Origin of the sequence: Brevibacillus sp. SAFN-007a (assembly GCF_051967035.1) — a bacterium.
Lineage (GTDB): Bacteria > Bacillota > Bacilli > Brevibacillales > Brevibacillaceae > Brevibacillus.
Window position 1 is genome coordinate 56,084 of record NZ_JBQCKK010000015.1, and the last position, 16,045, is coordinate 72,128.

At 53.0% G+C, this 16,045-nt stretch carries 13 protein-coding genes; all 13 read left to right on the forward strand.

Annotated elements, in window-relative coordinates; translation table 11 throughout:
- Positions 1-69 precede the first annotated feature (69 nt).
- The 13 genes from ACTHO6_RS15730 (at position 70) to ACTHO6_RS15790 (ending at position 15,804) form a co-directional block, all read left to right on the forward strand.
- A complete protein-coding gene (locus ACTHO6_RS15730) occupies positions 70-300 on the forward strand; it encodes an anti-sigma-F factor Fin (protein WP_122905230.1) in 231 nt (76 codons plus the stop codon).
- 155 nt (positions 301-455) lie between these two features.
- Entirely contained in the window at positions 456-4,004 is a 3,549-nt protein-coding gene (gene mfd / locus ACTHO6_RS15735) for a transcription-repair coupling factor (RefSeq protein ID WP_440242725.1), read from the forward strand.
- A gap of 36 nt (positions 4,005-4,040) precedes the next feature.
- Complete coding sequence (locus ACTHO6_RS15740) at positions 4,041-5,117, forward strand: peptidylprolyl isomerase (protein ID WP_440242726.1); 1,077 nt, start codon at positions 4,041-4,043, stop codon at positions 5,115-5,117.
- A gap of 239 nt (positions 5,118-5,356) precedes the next feature.
- Positions 5,357-5,899 (forward strand): stage V sporulation protein T, encoded by a 543-nt coding sequence (gene spoVT / locus ACTHO6_RS15745; protein ID WP_005828646.1) that lies wholly within the window; start codon positions 5,357-5,359, stop codon positions 5,897-5,899.
- A 162-nt stretch (positions 5,900-6,061) separates the two neighbouring features.
- Positions 6,062-7,699: a putative polysaccharide biosynthesis protein gene (locus ACTHO6_RS15750; protein WP_440242727.1), complete on the forward strand. Its 1,638-nt coding sequence runs from the start codon at positions 6,062-6,064 to the stop codon at positions 7,697-7,699.
- A 2-nt stretch (positions 7,700-7,701) separates the two neighbouring features.
- Positions 7,702-9,207, forward strand: coding sequence for a nucleoside triphosphate pyrophosphohydrolase (gene mazG, locus ACTHO6_RS15755; RefSeq protein WP_440242728.1), 1,506 nt, complete (start codon positions 7,702-7,704; stop codon positions 9,205-9,207).
- Between the two features lie 2 nt (positions 9,208-9,209).
- The gene (locus ACTHO6_RS15760; protein ID WP_440242729.1) at positions 9,210-9,506 is read left to right on the forward strand and encodes an RNA-binding S4 domain-containing protein; all 297 of its coding nucleotides are present in this window, start codon (positions 9,210-9,212) and stop codon (positions 9,504-9,506) included.
- A gap of 183 nt (positions 9,507-9,689) precedes the next feature.
- Positions 9,690-11,828, forward strand: coding sequence for a GDYXXLXY domain-containing protein (locus ACTHO6_RS15765; protein WP_440242730.1), 2,139 nt, complete (start codon positions 9,690-9,692; stop codon positions 11,826-11,828).
- 261 nt (positions 11,829-12,089) lie between these two features.
- Positions 12,090-14,111, forward strand: a complete 2,022-nt coding sequence (locus tag ACTHO6_RS15770; protein ID WP_440242731.1) for a copper amine oxidase N-terminal domain-containing protein — start codon at positions 12,090-12,092, stop codon at positions 14,109-14,111.
- 104 nt (positions 14,112-14,215) lie between these two features.
- Positions 14,216-14,500, forward strand: a complete 285-nt coding sequence (gene yabP, locus ACTHO6_RS15775) for a sporulation protein YabP (RefSeq protein ID WP_005828636.1) — start codon at positions 14,216-14,218, stop codon at positions 14,498-14,500.
- Complete coding sequence (gene yabQ / locus ACTHO6_RS15780) at positions 14,497-15,069, forward strand: spore cortex biosynthesis protein YabQ (protein WP_440242732.1); 573 nt, start codon at positions 14,497-14,499, stop codon at positions 15,067-15,069. Before yabP ends, yabQ begins: the two co-directional genes overlap by 4 nt.
- A 14-nt stretch (positions 15,070-15,083) precedes the next feature.
- Positions 15,084-15,395: an FtsB family cell division protein gene (locus tag ACTHO6_RS15785; protein ID WP_440242733.1), complete on the forward strand. Its 312-nt coding sequence runs from the start codon at positions 15,084-15,086 to the stop codon at positions 15,393-15,395.
- Positions 15,396-15,438: 43 nt separating this feature from the next.
- Complete coding sequence (locus tag ACTHO6_RS15790; RefSeq protein ID WP_440242734.1) at positions 15,439-15,804, forward strand: S1 RNA-binding domain-containing protein; 366 nt, start codon at positions 15,439-15,441, stop codon at positions 15,802-15,804.
- The last annotated feature ends 241 nt before the right edge of the window (positions 15,805-16,045 follow it).

The following is a 16,045-nucleotide window of genomic DNA, read 5'->3' on the forward strand; positions in this document are numbered from 1 at the left end:
GTGCTAGTATGATTTTCCACCCAACCGACCATACTAAGCGATAGGAAAAGGTATGGGGGTGGCATATTCATGAGCATACGCTACACGTGTCGTTGTTGCGGCATGAAAATCGCGGAATTTGACGAATCGCAAGTGACGGAAGCGCAGCTCGGGTTTGATTTCTTGACCCCGGAGGAACGTGCTCTTATAATATCGAGAGAACAAAGTGGAGATACGGTCGTCAGCATCACGTGCGATTACTGCCGTGAAGCGCTGATTCAGCATCCAGAGCTTTCGCTAGTTGGAAATCCACTTCAATAAAAGAGGAGCGGATACTCGTTAGGAAGGCTTGTACGGACAAGGCCTTAGCTTGGGGAGCTAAGGCTTCTTTTCGCATGGTCGACCTGCGGCCCAAATCGCAAGCTCAGTCAGGCTCTGGTTGCAGATGACAGAAGAATTAGAGAGGGGATTAGTGAATGCAAGTCATCATTAACCCGATGAAACAAGACTCGAACGTCGGGACAATTGTGGCTGGTTTGGAGAAAGGTCTGCATGAGCAGCTCGTCTCCGGTCTGGCAGGTTCGGCCCGGCAGACACTGATGGCGGCACTCCAGCAAATGACCGGGCGTCCGGTCTGTGTCGTCACGCATAACATGTACCAAGCGCAAAAAGTATATGAGGACCTGATTGAGCTGGTTCCCTCCGATCAAGTGCTGCTCTATCCCGGCAACGAGCTGATCGGCTCCGAGCTTGCCATCGCCAGCCCGGAGATGCTGGCGCAGCGCATTCATGTATTCAACCGTCTGGCCCAAGGCTTTACGGGTTTTTTGGTTGCGCCGTTTGCGGGGTTGCGCCGTCTGGTCGTTCCGCCCCAGGTGTGGAAAGAAGCGCAGATCACGCTGTCCGTCGGCGACGAGCTGGATGTCGAATCGTTTTTGTCCCGCTGTGTGGAGCTTGGCTATGAGCGCGTCGATATGGTCGAGCGAAAAGGCGAGCTGAGTGTTCGCGGCGGCATTATCGACTTGTATCCGATCGATTCCGAGTGGCCTGTGCGTATCGAGCTGTTCGATGTGGAAATTGACTCGATCCGTACGTTTGACATGCTTTCCCAACGCTCGATGGAATCCGTGCAGACGTACGTTTTGGGCCCGGCAAAGGAAATGATCGCCTCTACGCATTTGCTGATGGAATCGGCTGTCCGCTTAGAGCAGAAGCTCGGTGAAACCGTTGCCAAGCTGAAAGATGGCGCAGCCAAGGAAAAAGTGGCGGAGCGCATCGGCGCGGATGTGGAACGGATGAAAGCAGGACAGCGTTTTCCCCAGCTGTACGCGTACATCTCGGTCATTTATCCGTCGCAGGACACGCTGTTGTCCTACATGCCGCCTGAGACTCTTCTGATTATGGATGAACCGTCCCGCGTCCTGGATACGGCTGCCCAGCTGCAAAAGGAAGAGGCGGAGTGGCTGACTGGACGAATCGCCCAGGGCGAGTATATGGCGAACCTCAGCCTGTCTCGCACGTATGAGGATATCGTCTCGCAGAAAAAGCGGCAGATTGTCCACCTGTCTTTGTTCCTCCGGCAGTCTCCCAAAACCCAGCCGCAAAACATCGTCAACCTGACCTGTCGCACCATGCAGAACTTCCACGGACAGATGAATGTGCTGAAAACAGAGTTGGCTCGTTGGAAAAAGTCTCAGGATCAGATTGTGTTTGTCGCCGCCGATTTGGAGCGGGCCAAGCGTCTGGAACGCGTCTTGCACGACTATGAGATGGAAGCGGACGTGTTGACCGAACCGGTGGATGTAGTGCCGCCAGGGCGTCCTACGATCATACTGGGGAACCTCCAGACAGGCTTCGAGCTTCCGTTAAACAAGCTGGTCGTGATTACGGAAGGCGAAGTATTTACCGCCAAGCAGCGCAAAGCGCGCAAAGTGCAGCAGACGATGAACAACGCGGAGCGGATCAAAAATTATTTGGAGCTGAAGCCCGGCGATTTCGTGGTACACGTGAATCACGGAATTGGTAAATACCTTGGAATTGAAACCAAGGAAATACTCGGAATTCATAAAGATTACCTTCATATTCAATATGCGGCCGGAGACAGCTTGTTCGTTCCCATCGACCAGATCGACCACGTGCAAAAATACGTGGCAAGCGAGGAAGCCCAGCCGAAAATCTACAGCCTGGGCGGCAGCGAATGGAAACGGGTCAAAAATAAAGTCCAGTCTTCCGTCAAAGATATTGCCGAAGACTTAATTAAGCTGTACGCTGCACGGGAAGCAGCGGTTGGGCATGCTTTTTCTCCCGATACGGCCGAGCAGCGGGAATTTGAAGCGATGTTCCCGTATCAGGAGACGCCGGATCAGTTGCGGGCGATTGCCGAGGTCAAAGCAGACATGGAACGAAGACGCCCGATGGATCGTCTTGTATGTGGGGACGTCGGCTACGGAAAGACCGAGGTCGCGATTCGCGCTGCGTTCAAGGCCGTCATGGATGGCAAGCAGGTGGCGGTACTGGTGCCGACGACGATTTTGGCCCAGCAGCATTACGAGACGTTCCGCGAGCGTTTTGCCGAGTATCCGATTCGCGTCGAGGTGCTCAGCCGCTTCCGTTCGCGCAAGGAACAAAACGCCACGCTAAAAGGGTTGAAGGAAGGCACGGTCGACGTCGTCATCGGGACGCATCGTCTGCTCTCCAAAGACTTGCTGTTCCGCGATCTGGGACTGCTTATCGTTGACGAGGAGCAGCGTTTCGGTGTGAGCCACAAGGAAAAGCTGAAGCAAATCAAGACAAATGTCGACGTGATTACGCTGACAGCGACGCCCATTCCGCGTACGCTGCACATGTCGATGCTTGGTGTGCGCGACCTGTCTGTCATCGAGACGCCGCCGGAAAACCGCTTTCCGGTACAAACGTACGTGATGGAATACAGCCCTGCGCTTGTACGCGAAGCGATCGAACGCGAGCTGGCGCGCGACGGCCAAGTCTTTTTCCTCTACAACCAGGTACAGGGCATCGAGCAAATGGCGGAGCAAATTTCCATGCTCGTTCCTGATGCGCGGATTGCCGTAGCGCACGGACAGATGAACGAAAGCGAGCTGGAGGGCGTCATTCTCGATTTTCTGGAAGGCAACTTTGACGTGCTGGTCAGCACGACAATCATCGAGACCGGGGTCGATATCCCGAACGTCAATACGCTCATCATTTACAACGCCGACAAAATGGGCTTGTCCCAGCTGTATCAGCTGCGCGGACGGGTGGGCCGTTCGAACCGGATCGCCTACGCCTACTTCACGTATCAACGGGACAAGGTGCTGACAGAGGTCGCGGAAAAACGGCTGCAAGCCATCAAGGAGTTTACCGAGCTTGGCTCCGGCTTCAAGATCGCGATGCGCGACTTGTCCATTCGCGGGGCCGGTAACCTGCTGGGCGCGGAGCAGCACGGGTTCATCAATACAGTCGGTTTTGATCTGTACAGTCAGATGCTCAAGGAAGCGATTGACGAGCTGAAGGGCGAGACCAAGCAGGAGGTGGCGACGCCTGTGGAAATCAACCTGCAACTCGATGCGTACATTCCTTCCATGTACATTACCGACAGCCGCCAGAAAATCGAGATGTACAAAAAGTTCGTGGCGGTTTCCACGCTGGAGGATGTCGACGATCTGGCAGAGGAATTGCTTGACCGTTTTGGTCCTGTCCCCAAGCCGGTTGACAATTTGCTGACGATTTCCCGCTTGCGCGTCTACGCCTTGCAACACCACATTACCGAGATCAGCCAAAAAAATCCGGATGAAATCAAGCTGGTGTTACATCCTAGCCAGAACAACAACATTGACGGCGGCGCTCTGTTCGCGCTTGCCAGCAACTGGAGCCGAAGACTGGGGCTCTCGGGTGGACAACAGATCACCATTACTGTTAAAGTAAAGGGGTTAAGAGAAGACGAGGGCGTACAGTTGGTTGAAAAACTGCTGCGTCAATTTCATCAGGTGCGTAAAGACACCGGTACGGAGAGTCCTGTGTCCTAAGGGACAGGGGGCTTGCCGGGAAGGGAGATTCCTAGTATGAAACGTTCTGTAGCGATTTTATCTTCTGCTGTTCTGGTCGTGGCACTCATGACCGGCTGCGGAAAGGCAGAAGATAATGCGCAGCCGAATCAAAACGCAGCCAGTCAGACAGACGGAAATAAACAGGGAAATCAAGCTGCTGATGCCAACGATCCACTCACGCAGTTTCCCAAGCTGACCTTGCCTTATACGGGAGATGCGAAGGCGGCTTTTGTTGAGTATCAGGGCGGCACGGTGACAGGCCAGGAGTTCGAAGAGTTCCTGCGCGTCATCAACTTCATGAATCCGCAACAAGGTACCATGATCGAGGCAGCCGACAACGAAGCGCTGAAAGCTTTCGCGCGCGAGTATACGGCAACCAAAATTTTGGCGAGTCGTTCTGATGACGCCATGAAGAAGGAAGCGAAAGCCCTGGCGGAAAAGACCTTTGAGAAAATCAAAGGTCAGTACATGAGCTTCTTGGGCAAGGACGAGGCCAAGTTCAACAAGCTGATGGAAGGCCAAGGCGTCACCAAAGAAATGGTGACCAACCAGATGGCGCTCATCAACGAATCGATCACCGTGCTGAAAAAGAACATCAGTGACGATACATTGAAGCAGAAGTACGACCAGATGGACAAAGCGTCCCGCACCATCGCATCGGTACGCCATATCCTGATTTCCACGGAGAAGCGCAAGCCTGAGGAAGCATTGAAAATCGCCAACGACCTCGAAGCGCGTCTGAAAAAGGGCGAGGACTTCGCGAAGCTGGCGAAGGAGTTTACGGACGACCCGGGCAGCAAGGAAACCGGCGGCCTGTACGAAAATGCCGACGTAAGCCAATGGGTGCCTGAGTTCAAAAACGCAGCGTTGACGCAAAAAGTCGGGGAAGTAGGACCTCCGGTAAAAACGAGCTTTGGTTACCACATCATCAAGGTTGAAAACCGCAAGGAAAAAACCTTCGATGAAATGAAGGAAGAGCTCCGCGCAAATGCGCTGGAGGCTGGCTACGATGCGTTTGGCAAAAACGAGCTGGACAAGCTGATCGTGAAGTACAACCTGCCGCAGTCCAATAACGAGGCAGCGAAAAAGTAAAAAACGCAGCAGATCGAAAACAGGGAATTCCTTTCCCTGTTTTTTCGTTTTCTCGCATATTCTTGAAACATGGGCAAATACTATTATCACTCGCTACCACCCGGGGGAGAGTAACTGAAGCAACTGGTAAAAATTGATGCAAGCACCCATAGTTAAAATTAGAATTTGAGGAAAAAATACAAGTAACCAACCACCATTTATTCACTACCCACTTCTCAGGGAAAGCGAGGCAACATGACATGAAAGCAACTGGTATCGTTCGTCGAATTGACGACCTCGGTCGGGTCGTGATTCCTAAGGAGATTCGTCGTACATTGCGCATTCGTGAAGGCGACCCGCTTGAGATTTTTGTGGATCGTGACGGAGAAGTCATTCTCAAAAAGTATTCACCGATAGGAGAATTAGGTGATTTTGCCAAAGAATACGCTGATTCCCTGTATGAAAGTTTGAATCATACCGTATTGATCTCAGATCGGGATACCGTCATCGCCGTAGCTGGAGCATCGAAAAAAGAGTACCTGGAAAAAGCCATTGGCAGCATTGTGGAAAAATGTTTGGAGGAACGCAAAACCCGACTGGAGAAAAACGCCGGTACTTATGAGATTTGCCGCGATATGAACGAGACATACGGCTCGTTCGTCGTCGCTCCCATCGTGGCCGGTGGTGACCCGATCGGTTCCGTGATTCTCCTGAACAAAAACGAATCGACCAAGATGAGTGATCTGGAGATGAAAATGGCGGAGACCGCAGCCGGTTTTCTGGCGAAGCAAATGGAGCAATAGCAAGTATGCATGAGAACAGCCTCGATTTTGCCGGGGCTGTTTTTTTGCTGCCGACCAGCTTGCCTGGTCTGTTGCGGGCGAGCCTTCCCACATTTTTTCTCGCCGATTTGCTTGTGGTATAATGGACGAAGTTTCTGGTTGGAGAGGAGAAATTTCACGCACATGGCTCAAGAAAAGGCATCCGTTCAATTTGTGAAAGGCGCAGCCATACTCGGGGTTGCCGGTCTTGTCTCCAAGCTGCTTGGCGCAGTATACCGCATTCCATACCAAAACATTGCCGGCGATATCGGCTTGTACGTATATATGCAAGTATACCCGCTATACACCACGCTCTTGATTTTGGCGACGGCTGGCTTTCCGATCGCCATCTCCAAGATCGTTTCGGAGCGTATCGCCATCGGCGATGCGCTGGGTGCGCGAAGAGCGTTCCGCGTCGCCAGCATTTCGCTGGTCGTGCTCGGCTTGTTTTTCTTCGTGTTGCTGTACGGAGGGGCTCCGGTCATTGCCCGATTCATGGGAGACGAACATTTGACGACACCGCTGCGGGCAGTCGCCTGGTCCTTGCCGCTCGTGCCGATGGCAGCGATCTTGCGCGGATATTTTCAAGGGCACCAGAACATGATGCCGACAGGAGTTTCGCAGGTCATCGAGCAGCTGATTCGGGTGATTTTCATTTTGCTCGCCGCTTTCTGGGCGATGAATGTGTACCAGGACGCGTATCTCGCAGGTACCGGAGCGGTATTTGCCGCTTTTCCAGGAGGTGTGGCCGCCATTCTCGTCCTGCTGTGGTACTGGAGAAGGGACAAGCAGGGCGCTCAACTGATTCCCGAGCAGACACAGCGAGCGGGAGTGAGTACCTGGACCAATCGTCAGGTGTTGCGCAGCCTGTTGATGTACGCTGTCCCGATCTGCATGGGAGCGCTGGTTTTGCCGCTCATCCCGCTGGTGGACTCGATTACGGTTGTCAACATGCTCCAGCTTAGCGGAACACCGGAAGATATGGCCAAGCTGTTAAAAGGGGCGTTTGACCGCGGTCAGCCGCTCATCCAGTTCGGTACGTTCTTTGCGACATCGCTGTCGTTGGCGCTCGTGCCTGCGATCAGCGAAGCCGTGGCGCAGAGGCAGCATCACATGATCGTGTCTCGTTCCGAAATCGCCATTCGCCTGACTTTTTTACTGGGACTGCCGGCTTCGTTTGGCCTCGCTTTGCTGGCGGAGCCAATCAACGTCATGCTGTATGGCGACAGCAACGGAACAGAAGCGCTCGCGGTACAATCGTTCACGATTATGTTTGCCACGCTGAGCATCGCCAGCGCCGGCATCCTGCAAGGTCTGGGGCGCGTCATGCGACCAGCGCGCAATCTGTTTATCGGCGTCTTGGTCAAGCTCGTCCTGAATCTCGCGCTCGTTCCTCTCTGGGGGATTGCAGGCGCCGCGCTGTCGACGGTGATTGCTTATCTCGTAGCGATGGGGCTGAATGTGCTTGCGGTAAAAAAATACACGGGAGCGCAGGTTGGATTGCGGCAAACGGTTCTCAAACCGTTTTTGTCTGTCCTGGTCATGTCGGTGGTCGTTTTGCTTGTAGAAGGGGGAGCAAGCGCTCTGCTCGGCATGGCGGGAATGTCCGAACGGCTGTTCCAGACAGGGGTTGGCCTGCTTTCCGTAGGGGCGGGGGCAGTGGTCTACGTGCTGGCGCTGTTGAAAACGGGCGGACTGACAAGAAACGATATTCATTTTCTGCCCAAAGGAAAGCGAATTGCTGCGCTGTTGACACGGTTCCAGCTTCTTCCTAAATCATAGGCATGTCGGAGGCGAAACGATTGGATACGAACCCAAAAACCATTACCGTAGTCGGGCTGGGCGCAGGCGATCTCGACCAGCTGCCCTATGGCATTTACCGGACGCTCAAGCAAGCGAATCAGCTTTATTTGCGCACAAAGGAACATCCTGTTGTGGCCCAGCTGGCACACGAGGGCATCGCGCTGACGTCCTTTGACGAAGTGTACGAGCAGCATGACGGCTTTGACGAAGTGTACGCCGAGATTGTGCAGCGGCTTTTTGCCAAAGCGGAGGAAGCAGGCAGCATCGTTTACGCCGTTCCCGGTCATCCGCTGGTGGCGGAGCGCACCGTTCAGCTGCTGCTCGCGGAAGGGCCAAAGCGCGGGGTGCGGATCGAGATTGGCGGAGGCCAGAGCTTTATCGATCCGCTCTTTGCCCGCCTGCACATCGACCCGATCGAAGGCTTTTCCCTGCTGGACGGAACGGCGCTGTCTGCGGATCAGGTATCGCCGGGTCTGCACACGATTATCGCTCAGGTCTACGACGCTTTTGTCGCTTCGGACGTGAAGCTGACCTTGATGGAGGTACTGCCGGACGATTATCGGGTGACGGTGGCCACGGCGGTAGGAGTAGCCGGGCAGGAGCGCATCGAGAGCGTACCGCTGTATGAGCTGGATCGAGTCGATCATTTTGGCAATTTGTCGTTGGTGTACGTACCGCCAGCGACAGAGGAGAAGGTATTCTACCGTCAGTTTTCCTATTTGAAGGAAATCGTCGCGATTTTGCGCAGCCCGGACGGCTGCCCGTGGGATCGCGAGCAGACGCATCAGAGCATTCGCAAAAACCTGATCGAAGAAACGTACGAAGTGCTGGAGACAATCGACGACGAAGACCCGGACGCGATGTGCGAGGAGCTGGGCGATCTGTTGATGCAGATTATGCTGCACGCGCAAATGGCAGCGGAGGACGGGTATTTTACTGTCGACGATGTGGTTGCGACCTTGAATGAAAAGCTGATTCGCCGCCACCCGCACGTATTCGGAGAAAAAAGCGCAAACGACTCGGATGAAGCGCTCGCGAACTGGCAGGAGATCAAAGCCCAGGAAAAAGCGGCAAAAGGCATTGACGTGGCCGCCGCGTCCAAGCTGTCCGGCATTCCGCGCGATCTCCCTGCCCTGATGTACGCCTACAAGCTCCAGAAAAAAGCGGCAGAGGTCGGCTTCGACTGGGACGATATTGCAGACGTCTACAAAAAGGTGGAAGAAGAATACCGCGAGCTGCGGGAAGCTCCCGCAGAAGAACGCGCGGGAGAGTTGGGCGATCTGCTCTTCGCTGTCGTCAATCTCGCCCGCTTCCTCAAGCTTGATCCGGAAGAAGCGCTGGCGTTGACGAACAACAAGTTCAAGAAACGCTTTGCCTATATCGAAAGCAAGCTGCAAGAGGCGGGGCGCACGTTTGAACAGACAGACCTCCAGGAAATGGACAAATGGTGGGAGGAAGCCAAACACCAGACAGAAGGGAGAGGGTAAGGATGAGACTGGATAAATATTTGAAAGTATCCCGCCTGATTAAACGCCGCACGCTCGCCAAAGAAGTGTGCGACAAAGCCAGGGTAGAAATCAACGACCGTCCGGCCAAAGCGTCCAGCACTGTCAAAATCGGCGACAAGCTGGCGATCCGCTTCGGTCAGAAGATCGTCTCCGTCAAAGTGGAGGACATCAAGGAAAACCCGCGCAAAGAAGAAGCGGCTTCGCTCTACACCGTCATCGGCGAAGTGCCTGTTCCGCGTGACGAGAAGGAAGAAGACGCGTATCTCAAAGGACAATAAAGGACAAGCGCTGTTGCGGCTGATGTTGTGGCAGTCAGGCTGTCGTCATGGCGCAAAAGGGAACCTGACTTCTTGGGTTCCCTTTTTTCTTATGCAAGGAATCTCGCTATTCTAAAAAACCCCAGGACGCTTTTGCCCGAAAGAAGGATATAATGGAAGCAAATGAGAAGGGATGTGGTGCGGATGGAGCAAAGAGGAGTTCAGACAGGGTACTTCTTGGCCATTTCACTTTTGCTCTCAGCTTTGTTTTACTTTTTTGCCTCCAACTGGCCGGTGTTGGATCGATGGGAGAAAATTGGCGTCAGCGCCGCGGTATTGGTTCTTTTTTATCTGTTTTCCTATGTCGCATCCCTTGTATGGAAGCGCCACTCGTTTCTCAGCAACTGGCTGCTGGTTGCCGGGGGTCTGGCATTTGGCTTGTCTGTCGCTTTGGTGGGGCAAATCTACAACTCCCACGCAGACAGCTACATGCTGTTTGTCGTTTGGCTCATCCCCAATTTGCTTTTCGCCATCTTCACCCGCTACCAGCCGTTTTATGTCATCAGCTACGTCCTTGCGCACCTGGCGCTCGGCTTCTTCCTCGATCCCACGGTCGTGCATGTGACCCATGAGCAAGAGTGGTGGTATATGGTTTTTTGGCTGATTGCGCTTGGCAACATCCTGCTCTTTTATTTGACTTCGACACGTAAGCTGCAATCCCGGCCGATCTACTATTTGTCCTTTCTCGTCTTTTCCGTCAGCCTGTTCTGGTCGGCGTTTGTCGATGCGTACGGAGCGTTGCCGGAATTGCTGTACCTCTTCATCGGGGCGCTCCTGTTTGTCGTCTTTTTGAAATGGCGGCCCCATCGCGGCATGCTGATGGTGACGGCTTCCTTGCTGGCTCTGTTCTTGTTCGCGAAGTTTTTCTCCTTTATGCTGGAGCATTACTCCGAGGGCTTTTTCCTCCTCGCTCTTTTGGCGGCCGGAGGCATCGTCTGGGGGGCTGTTGTCGGCATCAACTGGTTGCGCAAGGAATCCGCCCATCAAAAAAGCAAATGGGTGCCGTTTTTTCAGGAAGCATTTACGGTATTCGTGACGACGATTGCGGCATTAATCGGAGCCATTTCGTTGACCGGGCTGCTTGCCCTTCTTTTTGAAGAAAAAGTGGCTGCTTATTGTCTCTTCTTCCTGTCTCTGGTCGGATTTCTTGCACCTGTCCTCATCGTGGAAAAGATCAACACGACGGTGCGCTATACGCTGCTCACCATGGGCTACATGCTCGGCGTCGGCTCCTCGCTTTATCTGGAAGGGTTTTACTGGGTCCTGTTCCTCGCCGCTCTGCTTTACGCCTGGAAGAGCGTCAAGGGCGTTCCCGCACGACTTTTGACACAATTTGCTTTTTTGCTCGTACTGTATTTCAAGCTGATAACCTGGGATGTGCCGGAAGCGACTGTCTTGCTGATCGTCTTTGTGTTTCAATTGGCGATGTACTACGTCAAAAGCTTGCCTGCCGTCTTGCAGAACAGCTCTCTCATCTATGCGCTGCTCGCGCTTCTCGCTTTGACAGAGCGGCATTTTGACTCGCTTGCCGGAAATGTGCTGGTCAATGTAGGATTTTTCGTCTTCACTACCTACTTGCTGTATCAGACCTTGCGCCAAAAAGGCAAAACGGCTTTCGGGATCGTCCTCGCCTTCTGGTTTGCCTTTTTGCTGATGAAATACTACGACCTGCTGTGGAGCTTGCTGCACAAGTCGTTCAGTCTGTTCCTCCTGAGCGTCGTGTTTTTCGGGGCCAGCTACTGGCTGGAGCGCCGGATAAAAGCCGAGTGGGCTACGCCAAAACCAGCCCTGTTCACGCAGCGGGCCTTGATTCTTGTGCCGGTGATCCTGCTGCAATTTGCCATGACTGGCTATCAGGTGTACAACAGCGAGACGATTTTGTCCAAAGGCACCTCCGTCAAGCTAGAGCTGGCCCCGGTTGATCCTCGCTCGCTGTTGCAAGGCGATTACGTCAGATTGCGCTATACGATATCGACACTGGAGAACGAGGGGTTCCCGTCCGGAAAAAAAATTCGCGTGGTGCTGAAAAAGCAAGACGATCACCTGTACAACTACGGCGGCTATTACGAGCTAGACGGACAATGGAACAAGCCGTATACGGCTGAATCGTCCGATGTCGTCGTCAATGGAAAGACGCTCGGTGCAGAACAGATCGAGTACGGGATCGAGAGCTACTTCGTCCCGGAAGGAACCGGCTTGGAGTTCGAGCGAAATGCGAAGTTTGCCACGATCAAAGTCGGGGCCAACGGAGATGCTTTGCTGGAAAGCCTGTCCCCGCAATAAGAGGGCGAAACGAAGAATCGCAGGAAGCTGCCCGACAGCTTGATCGGGCAGCTTTTTTGGCGTTTGCGGCACAAGGTTGTTCGTTACCAGTCTGTAACCCTTTCTTGCCGAACTTTTCCTATCATAGAAGGAATGGGAGGGCACATACATGACCATGTGCTTGCGGCCGCACGCGGCCACATCCTATTGGAAAAACGGCGAATTGTTCGCCCCCCTGAATCCATCCAGGGAAGTTTTTCACAGGAGAAGGAGGCGTTACCGTTGAACAAAAGCGCGAAGAAAGGTATCTCTGTCCTGCTGGCGACCACGGTGCTCACAAGTCCATTGGTGATGGAGCCAAAAGCCGCTCAAGCTCTTTCCCTTGAAGAGGTTTCGGCAGACGATACAGGCGTGGAGGAAGAAACAGAATATACGATTGAGTTTGAAACTGCCAAGGACCTGGCGTCAGGAGATCTCATCTACGTCCGTTTCCCTTCCGATTTTCTGGTGGACAAGAAGCTGAAGAAATCGGATGTCTCCGTCGAGGACGATGGCGACAAGGTTACCATCGACAGCGTGTCCGTCAACAAAAATGTCGTGGAGATCGAGGTCGGGGAGCGCATCAAAAAAGGCTCCGTGGTTACCGTGACGATCGACAACATCACCAACCCCGAAGACAAGGGAAGCTATTCCATTGAAGTCAAAACAAGCACCGAAAGCACGTACAAGAGCAAAAAGATCACGATTGGCAAGTCATCCTCCAGCAGCAGCAAGGGAGATTTCGAGGCTTCGCACACGAGCAAAAATGCGAAAGACAGCATTTCCCTGACGCTGGGCAAATTCACGCTGGCGTCGAAAAGCAAGCTGAAAGAGGGCAAATACATCTATGTCGACTTTCCCACCAAAGACATGCTGCCCAAAAGCATCAGCAAGTCGGATGTGAAGGTGAACGGCTACAAAGCCGAGTACGTGTCGGTTCTCGACAGTGATTCGATCCGCATCGAGGTTCCCGGCGGCGCAGATGGCGACAACTATATCAAGCTGGAATTCAGCTCGTCTGCCGGAATTGTCAACCCGTCCACTCCCGGCAACTCCTACTTCTATACCGTCGAGTATGACAACAAGGAGTACCAATCCAAGGATGTAGAAATTACGGGGGCGAGCAGCACGCCGTTCTCCGTCTCCCTGTCCGACAATACAGCAGGGGCGAGAAGCAGCTACACGTTCGACATGGATCTGGCGTCCAAGCTGTACAGCAATACAGAAATCCAGATAGAGTTCCCGAACTGGGAAATGGTGCCGCCTGTCATCACGAACGCGAACGTAACCGTCAACGGCGATCAGGTGACGGGACTTAGCGTGAACGGAAACAAGGTGTTTTTCCGCACGCCCAGCGGCTTTTCCAGCACGAACCGCCTGACGATCCAATTCGCTTACGAAGGGTACCTGACCAATCCCAAGTCGTCGGGAACCTATACGATTACGGCAAAAATTGATAACAAAACGTATAAATCCAAAGATTTTCAAATCATCGGGGTAACGGCGCCTGTGCCTGTCGACAATACGCAGGCCACGCTCGGCCTGACCCGGGCGACCGCAGCGACGCCGGCAGGCTTGCAGGTGGGCATCAAAGGAATCGGCGTTCCGATCGTTCGCAACCAGGGCTTCATTGAAGTCGTATTTCCTGCCGGATTCCGTGTGCCGGCCTACGTACCAGCCAATACGGTAACGGTGAACGGCGTTACCGCCAATTACGTAGGCGCGCGCGGACAAAATCTGATTATCGTGCCTTCGACGGACATCCCGGCGAGAGCAGCTGTGCAAATCAATATGGCGGAAACAGCGGGGATTGTGAATCCGGCTACTCCGGGCGTCTACAGCATCGGCGTCTACACCTCCGAGGAAAAAGGCTTGCTTTTCGCCCGTCCGGTCAATGTCGTCGCACTGAACGGCGTAAGCTTCAAGGCGAATGTCGCATCGTTTACCAAATCAGGAAAAACAACGGCGCTGGCAGCCGCTCCTTACACCGTCAATGGACACACCCTCATCCCGACGACGTTTTTCCGCGACGCACTCGGCTTCTCGGTCAGCTATACGAAAACAACCGCCAAAGTCATCAACGGCAACACCGTGATGCAGTTCAAGGTCGGCTCCAACATCATGAACGTCAACGGCCAAAACGTCACCTTGCCGACAGCGGTTCAGTTGAAAAACAACATCCCGGCCTTGCCGCTCAAGGCGATTGCCGATCGCACCGGCTACAAAATCATCTACGTAAACGGAAACTACACCGTATACAAATGAGGTTGAACAGAAGTCACCCCGCTTCCAGGCGGGGTTTTTTTGTTCTAAAAGGACATCCCCCTCCATACGATGGTACAAGAAGGGGACGTTAGGGGGGAGTAATCATGAATGAGCACACGAAGCGGCCGCGCCACGAAATCGTGATGATTAATCGACGCAGCTTGGCGATTTCGGGAGTGAAAAACGTCGAAAGCTTTGACAGCGAAGAATTCCTCTTGGAGACGGACGGCGGCTTTTTGACCATACGAGGCCAAAACCTGCATATGAAAAATCTGAGTCTGGAAACCGGAGAAGTGGCAATCGAGGGCCTGGTTCACGAAATGGCCTATCTGGAACAGGGGCAGGCCGGGGATCGGTCGCGAGGATTCTTCGGCAAGTTGTTCAAGTGAATATCATCCTTCAGCTGCAGACGGTTTTGGCCATGTCGACATGCGGAGCGCTTATGGGGATGGGATTTGATACGTACCATGTGTTGAAAGGGAAGAGCAGGCTGCCGCTCTGGCTGGTCTTCTTCTTTGATATCCTGTTTTGGGTTGGCAGTATGGTCGCCGTTTTCTGGATTTTAGTGAAGGTAAACGACGGAATTATTCGCTTTCCCCTCTTTTTTGGAATGATTTTTGGCGCGTGGCTGTACTTCTTATTAGGCAGTAAGAAGTATATCCTTTTCCTACACCGCATGATAAAATTCTGTCAGTGGTTGTACCGAACGGTGATACAAATCATTGACACCCTGGTTGTGCGTCCTGTGCTCTTTTTATACCGAGTGATCTTCATGGTGCTGACATTTTTGTCCTCCATGCTGCTCGTGATCCTCGGCTTTTTGTGGAAAGTGACGCGTTTTGTCACCGCTCCTTTTGCCAGATGGGGTCAACATTTGGGGAAAAAAATGTTCGGAAAAACAACAGGAATCTGGACCAATTGGAAGAATTGGTTTCACTCAAAGAGAAAGCGGGAGTAAACCGAGGTGGCGAGATGATGAAAGAAACAACGACCTCTCCAAGCAATCGAAAAGGGCAAAGACGGAGAATGCGGCTCTTTTTCTTTTTTATTCTCTGCTTTTTCATCTGGACTGGCTATACGCTTTATTTGCAAAGCGGGGTGCTGGCCGAGAAGAGAAGCGAGTTGGAAGCCCTCAAACAGGAAGCGGTTATCTTGCAGCAAAAGCAAGAGGAGCTGACGTATGAGGCGAGCCGGCTGAACGATCAGGAATACCTCGCGGAACTGGCGCGCAAACGGATTTATTACACGAAGCAGGGCGAAAGCATTTACGTGATTCCGGAGTAAGCTCACAGGGTGATCTTCTAGGAGAGGGAGGCTTTCCACGCACATGGGAGTCGAGGTCGGGAGCAAACTGGAAGGAAAAGTCACAGGTATTACCAAATTTGGCGCGTTTGTAGAGCTGCCGGGGAATGTGACCGGACTGTTGCACATCAGTGAGATCGCCGACGTCTATGTCAAGGATATTCATCAGTTTCTGAAAATCGGCGATATCGTGACGGTCAAGGTTCTCAGTGTCAAAGAAGGCAAGATCGGACTGTCGATCAAGAAGGCACAGGAAAAAGAACGGCAGCCCCGCCAGCCACGGGAGCGAACGGAAGGCTTTGAGGATAAGCTGAACCGCTTCCTCAAAGAAAGCGAAGACCGCCTGTCCTCTCTGAAAAAGAGCGGAGAGAAAAAGGGACGCGGTCGGTAATGTCAGGTCGGAAAATTATCACTTTTCTTTTTTTGCCAAAAGCTTATTTTGACAGAAAAAAGAGGAAGGTCATTTGAAAGTAGTGACGAATAAGGTATCGTAAGCCCGTTTCGCAAAGCGCGAATCACCTGTCAGCCGACGTTATCCGCCATAACGTCGGTTTTTTTTGTCCAAATTCGCGGGTTTATTTGTCGCACGATTCTGTGAATATGCGCTGGTTTTTTGACAAATTTTACAATCC

Coding starts and splice junctions, on each gene's coding strand:
- ACTHO6_RS15765 (WP_440242730.1), top strand. CDS start 9,690: ATGGAGCAAAGAGGAGTTCAGACAGGGTACTTCTTGGCCATTTCACTT.
- spoVT (WP_005828646.1), top strand. CDS start 5,357: ATGAAAGCAACTGGTATCGTTCGTCGAATTGACGACCTCGGTCGGGTC.
- ACTHO6_RS15730 (WP_122905230.1), top strand. CDS start 70: ATGAGCATACGCTACACGTGTCGTTGTTGCGGCATGAAAATCGCGGAA.
- ACTHO6_RS15790 (WP_440242734.1), top strand. CDS start 15,439: ATGGGAGTCGAGGTCGGGAGCAAACTGGAAGGAAAAGTCACAGGTATT.
- ACTHO6_RS15740 (WP_440242726.1), top strand. CDS start 4,041: ATGAAACGTTCTGTAGCGATTTTATCTTCTGCTGTTCTGGTCGTGGCA.
- ACTHO6_RS15785 (WP_440242733.1), top strand. CDS start 15,084: ATGATGAAAGAAACAACGACCTCTCCAAGCAATCGAAAAGGGCAAAGA.
- ACTHO6_RS15750 (WP_440242727.1), top strand. CDS start 6,062: ATGGCTCAAGAAAAGGCATCCGTTCAATTTGTGAAAGGCGCAGCCATA.
- ACTHO6_RS15760 (WP_440242729.1), top strand. CDS start 9,210: ATGAGACTGGATAAATATTTGAAAGTATCCCGCCTGATTAAACGCCGC.
- mfd (WP_440242725.1), top strand. CDS start 456: ATGCAAGTCATCATTAACCCGATGAAACAAGACTCGAACGTCGGGACA.
- yabP (WP_005828636.1), top strand. CDS start 14,216: ATGAATGAGCACACGAAGCGGCCGCGCCACGAAATCGTGATGATTAAT.
- mazG (WP_440242728.1), top strand. CDS start 7,702: ATGTCGGAGGCGAAACGATTGGATACGAACCCAAAAACCATTACCGTA.